Raw genomic sequence first — 17,782 nt, forward strand, 5'->3', positions numbered from 1 at the left:
CCTGCGTCGCCGTTGGGCAAACGGCCGGGTCCCGTGGCGTTGAGCGCGCGCGCCGTGACGGTCACGCCGCTATGCTCCAGGGCGGCAATCACCTGCCCCAACGCCGGCTCCAGCGCCTGCGATACCCTGTCGGTCAGGCCGATATGCATGGCCAACGACTGCGGCTCCACGCCCACCAGGGTCAGGCGCCGTGGAAACTCGTCCAGCAGGCGCAGCGCCATCAGCGCGTCGGCCAGGCCCAACTGGTGCGGCGAGAGCTTTTGCGTTAAAAAGGCGGGAACGTCCCCATCGCGCAGCACCACCACGTCGCCGGGCGACTTGCCGGCCAGCACCGCGTCGGCCACGATCAGGTGATCGCGGCCGGACATCGTCTCCAGCAGCTCCATGCCCGAGGTGCCGCCGTCCAGGATATCGATGGCGGGCGTGAACGTAAAACCGCGCTCCAGCGCTTCAATGACGCGCACGCCCACCGCCTCGTCGCTTAACAGCAGGTTACCGATCCCCAGCACCAGGATAGCCATCACAGCACCCTCACCCGGTTCAGTTCGCCGCCGGTGGCGTCCACCAGGTGCACGGCGCAGGACATGCAGGGGTCGAAAGAGTGAATGGTCCTGACCACCTCCAGCGGTCGGGCCACGTCCGCCACCGGCGTGCCCACCAGCGCCTGCTCGTAAGGGCCGGGCACGTCCTGCCCGTTGCGCGGACCGGCGTTCCAGGTGGAAGGCACCACCGCCTGGTAATTGGCAATCCTGCCGTCTTTGATCACCACCCAATGCGACAGCATGCCGCGCGGCATTTCGCCGAAACCCACCCCGCGCAGCTCTTTATCCAGCGGGATATCCGGCTTGACAAAGGTCCGGTCGTCGCCCCGGCCGATATTGTCCACCAGCAGTTGCCACATCGCGCTCAACGAGTCCTTCAGCACGCAGCAGTGCACGGTGCGACCGATCACCCGCCCCAGGGTGGAGTGCAAATCCTCCTCGCCCAGCGTCTTGCCGGTAAGCCGACGGTAGGCGCCGCCCAACTGCGAGAAATGCGTTTTCGCTCCCTCATGGCCCGCCGCCAGGCCGCACAGCAGCCAGGCCAGCGGGCCGACCTCCACCGTCTGGCCGTAGAATATCGGCGATTTTACCCAGGAATATTTACCGTCCTCCTGCCAGCCGGTATAGTTGGGCCGAGTACGGCCCTCCCAGGGCGCGAGCGGCTCATCATCCTGGTACCAGGCGTGTTTGGCGCTCTCCTGGATACCGTCCATCAGGAACGGATCGGTATGGCTGGTGATGGCGCGGAACCGGGCGGCGTCGCCGTCCTCGAGGTAGCCGCCCGTAAGCCAAAAGGTCTCGCCTTTGCCATCCAGCGGCAGCTCCGGCACGCTAAGGTAATGCCGCGCCCCCCGCCCCAGCGTCAGCCAGCCCGGATAGTGGGCGGCTATCACCACGCAGTCCACCTTATAGACCTGCTCGATAAACTCGCCCAGCCGGTCGATAAAGGTCTTGACGTACATCAGCCGTTCCAGGTTCAGCACGCTGGGCATGTCCAGGTTGATGGGATTGGCCACGCCGCCGACCGCCAGGTTCTGGATATGCGGCGTTTTGCCGCCGAGCATGGCGACGATACGATTGGCGTCGCGCTGGCACTCCAGCGCCTGCAGGTAGTGGGCCACCGCAATCAGGTTAACCTCGGGCGGCAGCGCCATCGCCGGATGCCCCCAGTAGCCGTTGGCGAAAATGCCCAACTGGCCGCTGGCCACCAGATCCCTGATTTTCCGCTGGACTTTGGCGAACTCGGCCGCGCTGTTCAGCGACCAGGTGGACAAGCCTTTCAGCAGCGCTTCGGCTTTTGCCGGGTCCGCGTCCAGCGCCGAGGTAATATCCACCCAGTCCAGCGCCGACAGCTGGTAAAAATGCACGATATGGTCGTGGATGCTGTGGGCCGCCAGGATCAGGTTGCGGATATACTGCGCGTTCACCGGCACGCTCATGCCGAGGGCGTTTTCCACCGCGCGCACCGAGGCAATGGCGTGTACCGTGGTGCACACCCCGCAGATGCGCTGGACGATCATCCAGGCATCGCGCGGATCCCGCCCCTGGAGGATCTCTTCCATGCCGCGCCACATGGTGCCCGACGACCAGGCCTTGACCACTTTTCCCTGTTCAATTTCGCAATCGATGCGCAGGTGTCCCTCGATACGGGTAACCGGATCAATGGTGATGCGTTGGCTCATGCTCTACCTCAATCGGACGATCGTTATGGCTATGTCCCGGCGCCGACAGCACCGGCAACAGGCGAATCAATACTATGTAGGCGCAGACTTCAATGGCGACGAATCCCACCGAAATCAGGATTTCACTCGCGGCGGGGAAATAGCGGTACCCGCCGCCGGGATTGAAGGCGACCAGGGAATAATCCAGCCGCCACAGCGCCGCCCCCGACAGCATGCACAGCCCGCCGATAAACAGCGCGCGCGCGTCCCGGCGGCAGCGTTGCCAGCGCAGCATCAGCAACGGCAGCAGCAGCAGGCCGATTTCCGTCCAGAACAGCGCCGCGTAACGATCGCCGGTCCACAGGTAGCCGGTTTTGCCGCGCCAGATAAGCTCGGCAAAGCGCAGCAGGATAAACAACAGCAGAAAAACCGCGATAATCCGCGTCAGGCGCGCCAACAGCGGCGTGTCATCCGCCCCCCTGCCCGACAGTCCGGCCCGCACCAGCGATCCTTCAAACACCACCATCGAAAATCCCATGATAAAGGCGGTCAGCAGCGAGAACAGCGGCAGCATTTCATAGCTTTGCCACAACGGATGCACCTTGATGCCGGCGGCAATCATCAGCGATCCCATGGAGGATTGGTGCATGGTGGGCAGCAGGACGCCCAGCGACAGGATCAGGAACATCGCTTTATCCAGCCATTTGCGTGGAGCGCGCCATCCCCACTTTTCACATAACACCGGCGCGAACTCCAGCGCCATGATGCCGATGTAGATGGTCATGCACACCGCGGTTTCAAACAGCACCGACGACGTATTGAAATAGCCGGGGAGATAAAAATAAGGCAGGTTCCAGTAACGCCCGACGTCGATGGTGATCGAGAGCCCGCCCAGCGAATAGCCGAACAGGCTGGCCAGCAGCGCCGGACGCATCAGCGGGTGAAACTCGCCCCGGTTGAAGACATACACCGCCCAGGCCAGCGCCCACCCGCCGCAGGCCAGGCCGGTGCCCACCAGCAGATCGAAGGCGATCCATAATCCCCACGGATAACCGCCGTTCAGGTTGGCCACCCCGCCGATGCCAAGCCACAGCCGCTTGAGGATAAGCCCGGCGCACAGTATGGCCAGCGGCGCCAGGTACATAATGGGCCTGGCGAACAAACGTCCGCCCAGCGGTTCGGCCTTATGCGTCGTCATCATTCTTCTCCCCCGGTGGTGTTACGCGGGCGTCCCGGCCGTCTTTGGCGTCGCGGGCGCGCGGGATGCCTTGATTGCCGACGCTGGCCTTCACGTCGCCGCCGCCAGGCGCGCCGGACGCGTCCGGCTTATCGTCGGCGCCGGTGTCGTCGCGGGTATTGCGGCGCACCAGCAGCGCCAGCCCGGCAAACACCGCCAGCGGCAAGACCATGCCTTTATACAACGTATGCTGGATATGCTCCGAGCGCGCGCCGGTGGACAGCTCCGCCAGCGGCGGCAGATCGAGGTTTTGGTACGGCACCCCGGCCAGCACCAGCACCTGGGTGCCGCCGCCCTCTTTCTCGCCATAGATGTGCGGTTCATAGCGCGGCAAGGCGCGCGCATAACGATCCCGATCCCCAAGGGTCTGGCGGGGATACAGGTACTCCAGGCCCGGGGCCAGCGTCAGGCGGTGGCGGGCTTCGGCCAGCAGCGCTTCCCGGGTGCCGAAAATCACCGCGCCGGTGGGACAGACCTCGACGCAGCCGGGCAGGCCGCCGTTATCCAGACGGGCGACGCCGGGCTGGTTGCAGAGTTCGCATTTATGGATTTGGCCCAGCGGATTGTCATAATCGTATTTCGGCACGTTAAACGGACAGGCCACCATGCAATAACGACAACCGGTGCAGATATCGGCGTCGTAATGCACTACCCCGGTCGCGGGATGTTTTTTCAGCGCGGAAACCGGACATACCGACACGCAGTTCGGATCCACGCAGTGCATGCACTGCTTTTTGATATAGGCATAGCCGTCCTGCGGCTGGTCTTTGTTTTTGCCGGTGCCGGAAGTCCACACCTGGATAATATTGTTGGTATAGGGGCTGAGCTTGTCATTATTTGACCAGGTGGCCGCGCCGCCGGCGTAGGTTTTACCGCCGTCGGGTTTGGGGGAGTGGTTGACCTGCTGGCATTTCGCCACGCAGGCCTGGCAACCCACGCACAGGGTGGAATCATACAGCATGCCCAGCGCGCCCGGGATCGGCGGTTTATTTTGCGCCTGCGCCCGCGCGGCGGCGGGCACGCCGGCCAGCAGCGCCCCGGCGGATGCCAGTTTGAAAAAATGACGTCGGTTCACGGCTTAATCCTCCCGCGACGAATCGTCGGCCCGATCCTGCCGCTGCTTTTTCTGCGCCCGTCCCAGTTCGCGCACCGTCATCAGCCCCACTCCGGCCACCACGCCCAGCACGCCGCCGATAAGGCCGGCGGCGGTGGCGGACGCCGGCGCGCCCTCGGGCTGATGGACGCCGGGCTTTTCCACCCGGGGAGTGGGATTTTCCACATTGGCCAGCTGGAATATCCCCTTGGTAAAACCGATGCCCTGCTCATTACAGCCATAGCAGGGATGGCCGATGCCCACCGGCCAGATGCCGCCGCCCACGTCGCAAAATTCCAGGGTCGGGCAGTTGCCATAGGTTTCCGGTCCTTTACAGCCCAGATGGTACAGGCACCAGCCCTGGCGATGCCCCGCGTCGCCAAACTCGCGGGCAAAACGCCCTGCGTCGAAATGCGGCCTCCGCTCGCAGTTTTCATGGATCAGGCGCCCGTAGGCGAAGGTGGGCCGCCCGGCGGCGTCCAGGGCCGGGGCGCGACCCCAGGTAATGATATGGGCCACCGTCGCCAGGAAGTTATGCGGATTGGGCGGGCAGCCGGGGATATTGATGATGGTTTTGCCCGGCAGCGCCGCCTGCAGGCTGACCGCCCCGGTGGGATTGCTGCCGGAGGCCGGCACCCCGCCCCAGGCGGAGCACGAGCCGATGGCGATTATGGCGGCGGCGCCCTGCGCGCATTCACGGATATGCTCGACAATCGGCTTGCCGGCCACCATGCAGTACACGCCGCCGTCCTTAAGCGGGATGGACCCGTCCACCACCAGCACGTATTTGCCCCGATATTGTTCCACGGCGCGATGCTTATTTTCCTCGGCCTGGGTGCCGAAGGCGGCGGAAAGCACCTCGTGATACTCAAGGGAAATATCGTTAAGCAGCAAATGTTCCAACGTCGGATGCGTCGCGCGCAGCAGGGATTCGGTACAGCCGGTACACTCCTGGGCGCCAATCCAGAGAACCGGCGGCCGCGTCGGTCGCGCCAGCGAGCGGGCCATTTCGCCCGCCGCCCGGCTGCTCAGGCCCATGGTCGCGGCCAGGGCGGCGCAAAGTTTTAAAAAAGCGCGGCGATCTACCCCTGGGCGGGTAATCCGATTATTCATATCGATTTTGGGCCTCTCACATTAAAACACTGCTCAAGTACGGCTGCGTCATTGTGACCCTGTAATTAATATGAGCGGGTTAAATTGATCTCTATCAATTTACGGTCAAATGACATTTTATTTTTTTGTTATTTGTGACCAATAACATCTTTAAGTGAAATTTTATTTAAACCTCACTTTAATTATTTTTTCCTAGGCTGAGCCTATGGGAATCATATTTCTACGGCGCACTTCATTAAATAACTATTCTGTTATTTTATTAAGTAAAATAATCATAATTTGGGGATACGCCCTTGCCCGTGGCATAATCGACAGGGGTTTTTATGCGCTTCCATGGCTATTTTTACCGGTAATGTGAAGCAGGCCTGCGTCAGGAAGGCGCGAAATCCTTAACATCTCCTCTCATTTTGTGGCGTAATGATGTCGGGACGAAATTACATGCCCACGGCGCTATTTTGGTTAGCGCCTAACGGGATGGTCTCTTAATGACTACGGAGGAAACATGGCTATAAGCCGGCGTAAAACGCCGCTGACATTGAGCACCTCCGTCATTTTAATGGTATCGGGTGTCATCGTTTCGGTGTTGGTGGTGGTACATATGCTGTTTTTCAGCCAGATCAGCGAACTGGCCGAGAATAACGTGCGCGATAAAGCCTTCGCCATCGCCCGCACCCTGGCGTTGGATCCGGAAATAGTGCAGGGATTAAGCGGCCAGGGCAAGACGGGGGCCATCCAGCAGGTGGCGGAAGCGGCAAGAATCCGCAACGATCTGTTTTTCATCGTGATTACCGATATGAACCGGATCCGTTTTTCACATCCGAATGCCGAACTGCTGGGCAAGGTCTATGTCGGCGACGATATCCTGCCGGCGCTGCAGGCGCGGGAAAACCAGGCGATTAACCTGGGCACGCTGGGCCGGGCGCTGCGCATCTATACGCCGGTCTACGACGCCGCGCGGCGCCAGATAGGCGTGGTGGCGATCGGCATTTCCCTGGACACGGTACAGGCCATCGTCAACGGCAGCCGCTGGAACCTGCTGTGGACCGCGCTTATCGGCGCCATCGTGGGCGGCATGGGCACCTGGCTGCTGGTGAAAGCGCTTAAACGCATCATGCTGGGGTTTGAACCCTATGAAATCGCCCGGCTGTTCGAGGAACGCAACGCGATGCTGCAATCGGTCAAGGAAGGCGTAATTGCCGTCGACGCCGACGGGCAGATTACGCTTATCAACGACGAGGCCAAGCGGTTGTTCAAGCAGCACGGCCCCTGGGAAAACCTGCTGCTGGACGCGGCGAGCAAACACTGGCCGGCGCAGCTTTTTTTGCGCAATGTGCTGCAAACCGGCAAACCCCAGCGCGACCGTGAGAGCCATATCAACGGTAGCGTGCTGTTAACCAATACCGTGCCGGTGATAGTGAACGGGGATATCGTCGGGGCCATTGCCACGTTCCGCGATAAAACCGAAGTCGCCCGCCTGCTCGAGCGCCTGGACGGCATGTCGGCTTATGCCGATACCCTGCGGGTGCAATCCCACGAATTCATGAATAAACTGCATGTGATCCTCGGCATGCTGCACCTGAAAAGCTACCGGGCGCTGGAGTCCTACATCCTGAAAACGGCCAATAATTATCAAAACGAAATCGGCACCCTGATTCGCATTGTCAAATCACCGGTGATCGCCGGCTTCCTGCTCGGCAAGATCAACCGCGCCCGCGATCTGGATATCGGCCTGGTTATCACCGAGGACAGCTGGCTGCCGGATACCGATGATAATGACGCCACCGCTTGCCTGATCACCGTATTGGGCAATGTGATTGAAAATGCCATGGACGCCCTGGCCGATCGCGAAAGGGGCACCATCACCGTCAGTTTCCTGTATCGGGATGATATGCTGTTGGAGTGTACCGTGATTGACGACGGTCCCGGCATCAATCCGGCCGTGGGGGACACTATCTTCCAGCGCGGATTCTCCACCAAAGGCACAGGACGCGGCATCGGTCTGTACCTGGCCAGGCAGGGCGTGGAGCGGCTGGGAGGCTGGGTGAAGTTTACGTCTGAACCGGGGGTGAGCACCCGGTTCGACATCATGTTGCCTTATCGGATAAAAACGGGTTAACCCTATGATAAACACTTTGATTGTCGACGATGACGCCATGGTTGCCGAGTTGAATAAATGCTACCTGAGCCAGGTCAGCGGTTTTCAATACCATGCCACCGCCTCTACCCTCCAGCAGGCCAGGGCGCTGCTGATGGAGGCCGGGGATAACATCGATCTGGTGCTGCTGGATATCTATATGCAACAAGACAATGGTCTGGACCTGTTGCCGACCATCCGCGAAATCAGCGAGCAAACCGATGTACTGATTATCTCCTCGGCCACCGATGTCAATACGGTGAAAAAAGCGTTCAAATACGGCGTGGTGGATTATCTTATCAAGCCCTTTCAGTTCTCCCGCTTCGAACAGGCGCTGGTCAGCTACCGCGAGGAGGTCAATTTGCTCGACCTGCGCGAAAACTGCGCCCAGTCCGATATCGATCATTTGATTCATCACAAGGGCGCCGAAGCCGATCACGGGCACAAAAAACTGCCGAAAGGCCTGACCGCCATCACCCTGCGCACCATCGGCGAATGGATAGAACAAAGCAAGGATCGCGAATTTTCCACCGAGATGCTGGCCAACGCCATCAATATATCCAAGGTTTCCTGCCGCAAATACCTGATATATTTGTCTGAGTCGGATATTCTCTCCACCAGCATCTTTTACGGCTCCATGGGCCGGCCGGTCTATTTTTACCGCCTATTGCCGGAAAAACTGGAGGCGCTGCGCCAGTGTTATCAGTAAACCGCATTTTGTATCATTATCCCGGGTATCGCTTGCTTTTCACCGGGAGCGCCGCCGGCCGGCGGCATATTTCTGTATGTTGCTTGGCGGCTGAGGTATAAAGGGCCGTTTTATTGCTTAGGTTCACAGCACGGCATTGGCATCTCTATTTTTTTCCGTATGTGAACGGGTTGTCTTACTGCTTTGCGTAACACTTGCCGGTGCTTCCATACATTTGCTATTGCTATTGCCATTATCGGCAATAACGGCGCGACAAGGTTCTTAGCGTTAATTACAGATAATACATTATCCATACCAGATAATGCTTTTATTTGTCGTGTTCAATTAATGTCGCTGCGGGTAAATCACAGGGCGCGGCGGCGGGCTTCTCATAAATCGTCTGGCGCAATCATCGGCGCTCGACAATGTTAGCGTTACCAACAGAATGTCGCCAAGGGGTCCCCGCCAACCTGCGGTTCGGCTCGCCGCGCTGGAAAGCGCCGGGCGCGTTAAATATCATTCCATCCCCGGCCTAAAATGAAATTTATTGTTTTACATCATAGACATTAACATATAATCAACAATATTGTCTGCCTGAATAAGACAGGCCATAACATAAAAACGTTAAATTATATTATTAACTAAAAAAACCTGCGGTATGTGATTCAGCACAATTAATAGGGTTTTAAACAGGGTTATTTGTTACGCAGTGAATTTTAATAAAGTTATATAACTAAGGAAAAGTAAACATGGCATTTTTTATTCAACTGGCCGTCATTCTGGCCTGTCTGTTATACGGAGCAAGAAAGGGCGGCATCGCGCTGGGCCTGCTGGGCGGCATCGGCCTGGTTATCCTGGTATTTGTTTTTCAGCTCGAGCCCGGCAAACCGCCGGTCGACGTCATGCTGGTGATTATTGCCGTGGTGGCCGCCTCCGCCACCCTGCAAGCCTCCGGCGGGCTGGACGTGATGCTGCAAATCGCCGAACGCCTGCTGCGGCGCAACCCGAAATATGTCTCGATCGTGGCGCCCTTCGTCACCTGCTGTTTAACCATCCTGTGCGGCACCGGCCATGTGGTCTACACCATTTTGCCGATTATCTACGACGTGGCGATTAAAAATAACATCCGTCCCGAACGCCCCATGGCCGCCAGCTCGGTCGGCGCGCAGATGGGCATCATCGCCAGCCCCGTCTCGGTGGCGGTAGTCTCGCTGGTGGCGATGCTGGGCAACGTCACCTTCCATGGCCGCCACCTGGGTTTCCTCGACCTGCTGGCCATCACCATCCCCTCCACCCTGTGCGGCATCCTGGCCATCGGCATCTTCAGCTGGTTTCGCGGCAAGGATCTGGACAAGGACGAGGTGTTCCAGAAATTCATCTCCGACCCGGAAAACCGTCACTACGTTTACGGCGATACCGCCACGCTGCTGGACCAGAAGCTGCCGCGCAGCAACTGGGTGGCGATGTGGATTTTCCTGGCGACGATTGCCGTGGTGGCGCTGCTCGGCGCGGTGCCGCAGCTGCTGCCGGCGTTCGGCGGCAAGCGGCTGTCGATGGTATTGGTTATCCAGATGTGCATGCTGTTTTCCGGCGCGCTGATTATTATCGCCACCAAGACCAACCCGGCGGCCATCTCGAAAAACGAAGTGTTCCGCTCCGGCATGATCGCCATCGTGGCGGTCTACGGTATCGCCTGGATGGCGGAAACCATGTTCGGCGCCCACCTGGAGCAAATCAAGGCAACCCTGGGCACCATCGTGAGCGAGTACCCCTGGGCCTACGCCATCGTCTTGCTGGTGGTCTCCAAATTCGTTAACTCCCAGGCCGCGGCGCTGGCCGCCATCGTCCCGGTGGCGCTGGCCATCGGCGTCGACCCGGCCTATATCGTCGCCTCGGCGCCGGCCTGCTACGGCTATTATATCCTGCCGACCTATCCCAGCGATCTGGCGGCAATCCAGTTTGACCGTTCCGGCACCACCCATATCGGCAAGTATGTCATCAACCACAGCTTTATCCTGGTGGGCCTGATCGGCGTATTTGTGTCCAGCGTCTTCGGCTGGATCCTGGCGGCCGCCTACGGCTTTTTATAACGCGATTTCCCTCGCGCGGCGCGGCAAACGGAAGACCCGGCGCGCGATCTGTTTTTGCTTATCTCAAGAGGATTAAATTATGGAAAATATCCGTACTGAAAAAGACTCCATGGGCGCCATCGAGGTTCCCGCCGACCGCCTGTGGGGCGCGCAGACCCAGCGCTCCCTGGAACATTTTCGCATCTCGCAGGAAAAAATGCCGGTGGAGCTTATCTCCGCGCTGGCGATGACCAAACGCGCCGCCGCCCGGGTGAACCTGGACCTCGGCCTGCTGGACCGGGATAAGGCGCAGGCGATTATCACCGCCGCCGATGAGGTGCTGGCGGGAAAACATCCGCGGGAGTTTCCGCTGTCGATCTGGCAAACCGGCTCCGGCACCCAAACCAATATGAACATGAACGAGGTGCTGGCGAACCGCGCCAGCGAGCTGCTGGGCGGCCCGCGCGGCGATGCCCGCCTGGTGCATCCCAATGACGACGTCAATAAAAGCCAAAGCTCGAACGATGTCTTCCCCACCGCGCAGCACGTGGCGGCGGTCATCGCCCTGCGCACCCATTTATTGCCGGAGCTGGCCAAACTGCAGGCGTGCCTGGAACAAAAGGCCGGCGCGTTCAGTGATATCGTCAAAATCGGCCGTACCCATTTACAGGACGCCACCCCGCTGACCCTGGGACAGGAGATTTCCGGATGGGCGGCAATGCTCGGCCACGGCGCGCGGCATATCGAGGCGGCGGTGCCGCATCTGTGCGAACTGGCGCTGGGCGGTACCGCGGTGGGCACCGGCCTGAACACCCACCCGGAGTATGCCGTGCGGGTGGCGAAAGCCCTGGCGGAGCTGACCGAACTGCCGTTTGTCACCGCGCCGAACAAATTTGAAGCGCTCGGCTCCTGCGACGCACTGGTGCAAGGCCACGGGGCGCTGAAAGGGCTGGCCGCGTCGCTGTTTAAAATCGCCAACGATGTGCGCTGGCTGTCCTCCGGTCCGCGCTGCGGCATCGGCGAGATCGCCATTCCGGAAAACGAGCCGGGCAGCTCGATCATGCCCGGCAAGGTCAACCCTACCCAGTGCGAGGCCATGACCATGCTGTGCGCCCAGGTAATGGCCAATGACGTGGCGGTGAATTTTGGCGGCGCGTCGGGTAATTTTGAACTGAACGTCTTCCGGCCGCTCATTTCGCACAACCTGCTGCAGTCCATCCGGCTGCTGGCCGACGGCGTCAAGAGTTTTACCCGGCATTGCGCCGGCGGCATCGAACCCAACCGGGCGCGCATCAGCCAGCTGCTGAATGAGTCCCTGATGCTGGTCACCGCCCTGAACACCCATATCGGTTATGACAAAGCCGCCGAGATCGCCAAGAAAGCCCATAAGGAAGGGCTGACGCTGAAGGCCGCGGCGCTGAAATTGGGTTATGTTTCGGCAAGCGAGTTTGACCAGTGGGTGCGACCCGAGGCGATGATAGCCAGTTCCGTTAAATAATGGCGCGCGCGGGCGACTATCCTTAAGTCAGGAGGCCGGCCTTGCGCGCGTTCCCGCCGCCAATAGTCCCGGCGGCGGGCTCCCGCCGAATACCCAGCTACAAAACCCGGACGCCGCAACCCATGGCGCCCTCTCTTTCAGACGAGACAAATCCATGCCCTATCTCCAGCTTGATGTAAACGGCCGCTACCCGGCGGCGGAAAAACAACGGCTTGCCGCCAGCCTGTCGGCAACCTATGCGTCCATGATGTCGGTGGATATCCGGCGCATCAGCGTCGCCGTTCGCGAACTTGGCGACGGCGGCGTCTGGCGCGTTGCCGAAACGGGCGGCGAACCGGTGCCGGTGTCGGTGCTGATGCTCGATATCCGGCGGGGAAGGACGCCGGAGCTGCGCATGGAGGTGGCCAGGGCGCTGTGCGCGCACTGTATTGCAATCCTCGGCCTGCGCGAGGACCGCCTGAACGTGGAATTCACCCAGCATACGGGCGACGAGATGTACCACCCCGCCCTGGGCGGCTATAGCCCCGAGTGGCAATCCGGCGAAGAATAACGCCAGCGGCGGGCAGGGACCGGCAGCGGCGTGCCGCCCAAAAACGTGGGTAATCGCGCTTTTTATTTTCGTTTATCGTTCGTTATTGTTCTTTATCACACAAATTGGGTCATTTTTATGCGTTAATCTTCAGATACCCATCCGCCATGTAGGGGATTGAGCGTCAGGAGGTTGTATGCAAGATCGTCATTCCTACGAGGATACGGACGTTATTATCATCGGCGGCGGCGCCACCGGCGCGGGCATCGCCCGCGACTGCGCCCTGCGGGGGCTGCGCTGCCTGCTGCTTGAGCGCGGGGATATCGCCGCCGGCGCCACCGGGCATAACCACGGCCTGTTGCACAGCGGCGCGCGTTACGCTGTCACCGATGGCGAATCCGCCCGCGAATGCATCAAGGAAAACCGCATTCTCAAGCGCATAGCCCGTCACTGCGTCGAGGCTACCGACGGCTTATTTATTACCCTGCCGCAGGATTCGCTGGATTATCAGCAGCGGTTTATCGCCGCGTGCCTGGACGCCGGCATCGATGCGCAGGCCATTGACCCCCAACTGGCCCTCAGGCTGGAGCCGGCGGCCAATCCGGCGCTTATCGGCGCGGTCCGGGTGCCGGACGGCACCGTCGATCCGTTTCGCCTGACCGCCGCCAACATGATCGACGCCCGCGAGCACGGCGCGCGCTTTTTAACCTACCACAGCGTCACCGGGCTGATCCGCCGGGGCGATCGGGTGCGCGGCGTGCGCGCGCTCGACCATAAATCCGGTCAAACCCATGACATCTACGCCCCGGTGGTGGTCAACGCGGCCGGGATCTGGGGGCAGCATATTGCCGAATACGCCGACCTGCGCATCCGGATGTTCCCGGCCAAGGGGGCGCTGCTGATCCTGGGCCACCGCATCAACAACCGGGTGATCAACCGCTGCCGCGCCCCGGCCGACGCCGATATCCTGGTGCCGGGCGATACCATTTCCCTGATCGGCACCACCTCCACCCGCGTCGACTACGGCGATATCGACCGGCTGACGGTTACGGCCGCGGAAGTGGACCTGCTGATGCGGGAAGGCGCGTTGCTGGCGCCGCGGTTGGCGCGTACGCGCGTGCTGCGCGCGTACGCCGGCGTCCGGCCGCTGGTGGCCAGCGACGACGATCCCTCCGGGCGCAGCGTCAGCCGCGGCATTGTCCTGCTGGACCATGCGGAGCGTGACGGAATGGAGGGGTTTATCACCATTACCGGCGGCAAGCTGATGACCTACCGCCTGATGGCGGAATGGGCGACGGATAAGGTCTGCGCCAAGCTGGGCGTGACCGTGCCCTGCGCCACGGCGCAGCACGCGCTGCCCGGATCGCGGGAGCCGGCGCAAGAGTCCGGCCGCGCCGGCGGCGGCCCGCTGCCCGCCAGCATCTCCGGTTCCGCAGTCTATCGCCACGGCGATCGCGCCAACCAGGTCCTGTGGGGCGACCGTCTGGCCAACAGCCTGGTGTGCGAATGCGAGGCGGTTACGGCGGGAGAAGTGCGCTACGCGGTGGACTCGCTGAAGGTGAATAACCTGACCGACCTGCGCCGCCGCACGCGCGTGGGCATGGGCACCTGCCAGGGCGAACTGTGCGCCTGCCGCGCCGCCGGGCTGTTGACCCGTTTTAACGTCGCCACACCGCGCCAGTCCATAGGCCAGCTGTCGGCGTTCCTTAATGAACGCTGGAAGGGCATCAGGCCCATTGCCTGGGGAGACGCGCTGCGGGAAAGCGAATTCACCAGTTGGGTATACCGCGGCCTGTGCGGATTGGAAGGCGACGCCCAGGGCTCTACCCAGGATAAGGCGGAGGCCGATGATGAAATTTGACGCCGTAGTGATTGGCGGCGGCCTGGCCGGATTAAGCTGCGCCATCAGCCTCGCGGAACAGGGCCTGCGCCCGGCGGTGGTCAGCGCGGGCCAGAGTGCGCTGTTTTTTTCCTCCGGCTCGCTGGATCTGCTGGCGCGCCTGCCCGACGGCACGCCGGTGGCCTCGCCCCCCGAGGCGCTGGCGGCGCTGGCGCAGCAGGCTCCGCACCATCCCTATAGCCTGCTGGGCGCACGGGAGGTCATGGCGCGGGCCGCTCAGGCGCAGGCATTGCTGGCGCGCTGCGACATTGCCCTGGTCGGCCGGCCGGCGCAAAACCATCTGCGCGTGACCCCGCTCGGCACCCGCCGGGCGACCTGGCTCAGCCCGCGGGAGGTGCCGGTGACGCCCTGGGACGGCGCCCTGCCCTGGCAAAAAGTCGTCATTGTCGGCATCGAGGGTTTCCTGGATTTCGAGGCCAGCATCGTCGCCGCCTCGCTGGCGGCGGAACAGGGCCTCGCCGCCGGCACGGCCTGCCTGCGCCTGCCCGCCCTGGACCGGCTGCGCGCCAACCCAAGCGAATTTCGCGCGGTCAATATCGCGCGGGTGCTGGATCTGCCGGAAAGCTTTCCGGCGTTGGCCGCCGAACTGTCGCGTCTGGCGGGGGATGCGCAGTGCCTGATCCTGCCGGCCTGCATCGGCCTGGACTCTCCGGAGCCGCTTGAGCGGCTGCGCGCCGCCGTGGACCGGCCGATTTACCTGCTGCCGACCCTGCCTCCCTCGTTATTGGGCATGCGTTTGTACCAGGCGCTGCGCCAGCGCCTGAACCGGCTCGGCGGCGTATTCATGCCGGGCGATAGGGTGCTGAAGGCGCAGTTTGACGGCAGGCGCATCGTTAGCGTCACCACCCGCAACCACGCCGATATTCCGCTGCGCGCGCGCCAGGTGGTGCTGGCCGGCGGCAGCTTCTTCAGCAACGGGCTGGCCACCAACCGCGAACGCGTCTATGAACCGGTGTTTGGCCTCGATGTCCATAGCCACGCCGATCGCGACGCCTGGAGCCGCGCCGATTTTTTCGTCCCCCAGCCCTATCTTCAGTACGGGGTCAAAACCGATAACCGCCTGCGGGCGCTGCTCGGCGGCGAACCGATAGAAAACCTGTATGCCGTTGGCGCGGTGCTGGGCGGATACGATCCGTTAAGCCAGGGCTGCGGCGCGGGGGTCTCACTTGTCAGCGCGCTGCACGCCGCCGGGCGGATTGCCCTATCGCTTGAGGAAAATCATGAGCCTGCCCTTTGATAACAGCTTCGAAAGCTGCCTGAAATGTACCGTCTGCACCACCTATTGCCCGGTGTCGAAGGTCAATCCGCTCTATCCGGGGCCGAAACAGGCCGGGCCGGACGGCGAACGGCTGCGCCTGAAGGACCCGGCGCTATACGATGACGCGCTGAAATACTGTTCCAACTGCAAGCGCTGCGAGGTGGCCTGCCCGTCCGAGGTACGGATAGGCGATATCATCCAACGGGCCAAAGCCCGCTACAGCCCGCGCAAACCCACGCTGCGCGACGCCATTCTCAGCCATACCGATATCATGGGCACGCTGTCCACGCCCCTGGCGCCGGTGGTCAATATGGCCACCGGGCTGAAACCGGTACGCCGGTTGCTGGACACAGCGTTAAAAATCGACCATCGCCGCCAGTTGCCGAAGTATTCGTTCGGCACCTTCCGCCGCTGGTACCGCCAGGAGGCCGATATCCAGCGGCAATACGCCGAACGGGTGGCCTTTTTTCACGGCTGTTTCGTGAATTATAACCACCCGCAGTTGGGCAAGGACTTGATTAAGGTGCTTAACGCCATGGACATCGGCGTGCAGTTGTTAAAGCGCGAGAAATGCTGCGGCGTGCCGCTTATCGCCAACGGCTTTATCGCCCAGGCGCAAAAGCAGGCGCGGGTGAACGCCGCCTCGCTTGAGGGCGCGGTGCTGGAGGAGGGCATGGCGGTGGTGGGCACCTCGTCAAGCTGCATCCATGCCCTGCGCGAAGAGTACCCCCACCTGCTGGACGTGGATACCTCGGCGGTGCGCGCGCGGGTCGAGCTGGCCACCCGTTATATCTATCGCCGGCTGGAGGCGGGCAAGACGCTGTCCCTTAAAGCCCTGCCGCTGCGGGTGGCATACCATACCCCCTGCCATATGGAAAAAATGGGCTGGACCCTTTATACCCTGGAGCTGCTCAGGCGCATCCCCGGTCTTGAGCTGGTGGTGCTGGACTCGCAGTGCTGCGGCATTGCCGGCACCTACGGCTTTAAATCGGAAAACTACGCCACCGCGCAGGACATCGGCGCCCCGCTGTTCCGCCAGATCGAACGCAGCGGCGTTGATATGGTGGTAACCGACTGCGAGACCTGTAAATGGCAAATAGAGATGTCCACCGGCAAACCCTGCGAGCATCCGATTACGCTGCTGGCCCGCGCGTTGGCGTAATGCCGTCGTCCGCCGGCCGCATAATGGGAATCAGGTAATCACAATGGATATCGCCGCGACCGGCATCATCCGCTGATGTCGGCCAGCGGTGGAAACGCTCGATATCGTAGCCGTCGCGACGCACCAGCCGCATCATCGGCAGGCAGACGCCGTAGAGATCCATAATAAAGCCCTGCAGCCCCTCGGGCGCGCCCTGGTAGGTAAACTGCGCGTAGTCGCCGGCATTCAGCATCAGGTTTTGCAGGTTATCGCGTTTTACCGGCAAATAATCTGGTTCGGCGGCGGTGGTATAAAACACCTCGTTTTCACCGTTTTTATCCCCGGAGGGACGCGAATAACACAGGCCGTACAGCACCGGCGGATTGCTTTGCGCCTGTTCCAGAAACGTGCGCCAGAACTGCGTGCGCAGTTCGCTGCGAAACTGGCTTAACTCCTCAAGCCTGCAGGTATAGCTGCGGGTGATGCCTTCCAGCCTGAGCGCCGGCAGCACCACGATGTCCGCCGGGGTATAGGCGGCGGCGCTGCGTATCGGCGGCTGCATGCCGTAAAAATCCCAGCGCAGCGAGCGCCGGTAAAAGGCGGGCGTCTGCTGGAACTGCTTTTTAAACGCGCGGGTAAAGGTCTGCTGCGATTCAAAATGGTATTGCAGCGCAATGTCGGCCAACGTTTTGCTGGTCAGCCGCAGCGCCATGGCGGCATTGGACAATCGCCGGGCGCGGATATACGCGCCGAGCACCTGGCCCGTCGTCTCTTTGAATTTGCGTTGCAAGTGCCATTTGGAATAACCCGATCTGCTGGCCACATCATCCAGCGACAGGGGTTGGTCCAACTGCCCTTCCAGCCAGGTCAGCAGATCGCAAATAATCCCGGTTCGGTTCATAAAAACCTTTCTACCTCG

12 protein-coding genes and 2 pseudogenes are annotated in these 17,782 nt (G+C 61.3%); 8 read left to right on the forward strand and 6 right to left on the reverse strand.

Going from position 1 to position 17,782, the window contains the following annotated elements:
- Window positions 1-47: 47 nt before the first annotated feature.
- The 5 genes and pseudogenes from GRH90_RS05735 to hybO form a co-directional block, all read right to left on the reverse strand.
- Window positions 48-521, reverse strand: a pseudogene (locus GRH90_RS05735) (HyaD/HybD family hydrogenase maturation endopeptidase); the annotation flags it as partial.
- Window positions 521-2,224, reverse strand: coding sequence for a hydrogenase 2 large subunit (gene hybC / locus GRH90_RS05740; RefSeq protein WP_162364967.1), 1,704 nt, complete (start codon window positions 2,222-2,224; stop codon window positions 521-523). The pseudogene GRH90_RS05735 and the gene hybC, both read right to left, overlap by 1 nt.
- The gene (hybB, locus tag GRH90_RS05745; RefSeq protein WP_162365068.1) at window positions 2,202-3,401 is read right to left on the reverse strand and encodes a Ni/Fe-hydrogenase cytochrome b subunit; all 1,200 of its coding nucleotides are present in this window, start codon (window positions 3,399-3,401) and stop codon (window positions 2,202-2,204) included. Before hybB ends, hybC begins: the two co-directional genes overlap by 23 nt.
- Window positions 3,402-3,531: 130 nt before the next feature.
- Window positions 3,532-4,515 (reverse strand): annotated as a pseudogene (hybA, locus tag GRH90_RS05750) (hydrogenase 2 operon protein HybA); the annotation flags it as partial.
- A 3-nt stretch (window positions 4,516-4,518) separates the two neighbouring features.
- Window positions 4,519-5,646, reverse strand: a complete 1,128-nt coding sequence (hybO, locus tag GRH90_RS05755) for a hydrogenase 2 small subunit (RefSeq protein ID WP_162364969.1) — start codon at window positions 5,644-5,646, stop codon at window positions 4,519-4,521.
- Between the two features lie 502 nt (window positions 5,647-6,148).
- On the opposite strand from hybO, the gene GRH90_RS05760 reads away from it, so the two are divergent.
- The 8 genes from GRH90_RS05760 (at window position 6,149) to glpC (ending at window position 16,884) form a co-directional block, all read left to right on the forward strand.
- On the forward strand, window positions 6,149-7,762 hold the full coding sequence (locus GRH90_RS05760; RefSeq protein WP_178113024.1) for a sensor histidine kinase: 1,614 nt from the start codon (window positions 6,149-6,151) through the stop codon (window positions 7,760-7,762).
- Between the two features lie 4 nt (window positions 7,763-7,766).
- The gene (gene dcuR, locus GRH90_RS05765; RefSeq protein ID WP_162364970.1) at window positions 7,767-8,489 is read left to right on the forward strand and encodes a two-component system response regulator DcuR; all 723 of its coding nucleotides are present in this window, start codon (window positions 7,767-7,769) and stop codon (window positions 8,487-8,489) included.
- A gap of 728 nt (window positions 8,490-9,217) precedes the next feature.
- On the forward strand, window positions 9,218-10,558 hold the full coding sequence (locus GRH90_RS05770; protein WP_162364971.1) for an anaerobic C4-dicarboxylate transporter: 1,341 nt from the start codon (window positions 9,218-9,220) through the stop codon (window positions 10,556-10,558).
- A gap of 79 nt (window positions 10,559-10,637) precedes the next feature.
- Window positions 10,638-12,035, forward strand: coding sequence for a class II fumarate hydratase (gene fumC, locus GRH90_RS05775; protein WP_162364972.1), 1,398 nt, complete (start codon window positions 10,638-10,640; stop codon window positions 12,033-12,035).
- A 154-nt stretch (window positions 12,036-12,189) separates the two neighbouring features.
- Window positions 12,190-12,585, forward strand: coding sequence for a tautomerase family protein (locus tag GRH90_RS05780; RefSeq protein WP_162364973.1), 396 nt, complete (start codon window positions 12,190-12,192; stop codon window positions 12,583-12,585).
- A 175-nt stretch (window positions 12,586-12,760) separates the two neighbouring features.
- Entirely contained in the window at window positions 12,761-14,425 is a 1,665-nt protein-coding gene (gene glpA, locus GRH90_RS05785; RefSeq protein ID WP_162364974.1) for an anaerobic glycerol-3-phosphate dehydrogenase subunit A, read from the forward strand.
- Window positions 14,415-15,701 (forward strand): glycerol-3-phosphate dehydrogenase subunit GlpB, encoded by a 1,287-nt coding sequence (glpB, locus tag GRH90_RS05790; RefSeq protein ID WP_162365070.1) that lies wholly within the window; start codon window positions 14,415-14,417, stop codon window positions 15,699-15,701. The genes glpA and glpB overlap by 11 nt, the downstream gene beginning before the upstream one ends.
- Entirely contained in the window at window positions 15,685-16,884 is a 1,200-nt protein-coding gene (gene glpC / locus GRH90_RS05795) for an anaerobic glycerol-3-phosphate dehydrogenase subunit GlpC (RefSeq protein ID WP_162364975.1), read from the forward strand. The genes glpB and glpC overlap by 17 nt, the downstream gene beginning before the upstream one ends.
- On the opposite strand, the gene robA is transcribed toward glpC, so the two are convergent.
- Window positions 16,856-17,764: an MDR efflux pump AcrAB transcriptional activator RobA gene (gene robA, locus GRH90_RS05800; RefSeq protein WP_162364976.1), complete on the reverse strand. Its 909-nt coding sequence runs from the start codon at window positions 17,762-17,764 to the stop codon at window positions 16,856-16,858. The genes glpC and robA overlap by 29 nt on opposite strands.
- Window positions 17,765-17,782 lie beyond the last annotated feature (18 nt).

Origin of the sequence: Acerihabitans arboris (assembly GCF_010131535.1) — a bacterium.
GTDB lineage: Bacteria > Pseudomonadota > Gammaproteobacteria > Enterobacterales > Enterobacteriaceae > Acerihabitans > Acerihabitans arboris.

Excerpts from the sequence above, each read along its gene's own strand:
- glpC (WP_162364975.1), top strand. The coding sequence starts at position 15,685 with ATGAGCCTGCCCTTTGATAACAGCTTCGAAAGCTGCCTGAAATGTACC.
- GRH90_RS05780 (WP_162364973.1), top strand. The coding sequence starts at position 12,190 with ATGCCCTATCTCCAGCTTGATGTAAACGGCCGCTACCCGGCGGCGGAA.
- hybO (WP_162364969.1), bottom strand. The coding sequence starts at position 5,646 with ATGAATAATCGGATTACCCGCCCAGGGGTAGATCGCCGCGCTTTTTTA.
- robA (WP_162364976.1), bottom strand. The coding sequence starts at position 17,764 with ATGAACCGAACCGGGATTATTTGCGATCTGCTGACCTGGCTGGAAGGG.
- fumC (WP_162364972.1), top strand. The coding sequence starts at position 10,638 with ATGGAAAATATCCGTACTGAAAAAGACTCCATGGGCGCCATCGAGGTT.
- GRH90_RS05770 (WP_162364971.1), top strand. The coding sequence starts at position 9,218 with ATGGCATTTTTTATTCAACTGGCCGTCATTCTGGCCTGTCTGTTATAC.
- glpB (WP_162365070.1), top strand. The coding sequence starts at position 14,415 with ATGAAATTTGACGCCGTAGTGATTGGCGGCGGCCTGGCCGGATTAAGC.
- hybC (WP_162364967.1), bottom strand. The coding sequence starts at position 2,224 with ATGAGCCAACGCATCACCATTGATCCGGTTACCCGTATCGAGGGACAC.
- hybB (WP_162365068.1), bottom strand. The coding sequence starts at position 3,401 with ATGACGACGCATAAGGCCGAACCGCTGGGCGGACGTTTGTTCGCCAGG.
- dcuR (WP_162364970.1), top strand. The coding sequence starts at position 7,767 with ATGATAAACACTTTGATTGTCGACGATGACGCCATGGTTGCCGAGTTG.
- GRH90_RS05760 (WP_178113024.1), top strand. The coding sequence starts at position 6,149 with ATGGCTATAAGCCGGCGTAAAACGCCGCTGACATTGAGCACCTCCGTC.
- glpA (WP_162364974.1), top strand. The coding sequence starts at position 12,761 with ATGCAAGATCGTCATTCCTACGAGGATACGGACGTTATTATCATCGGC.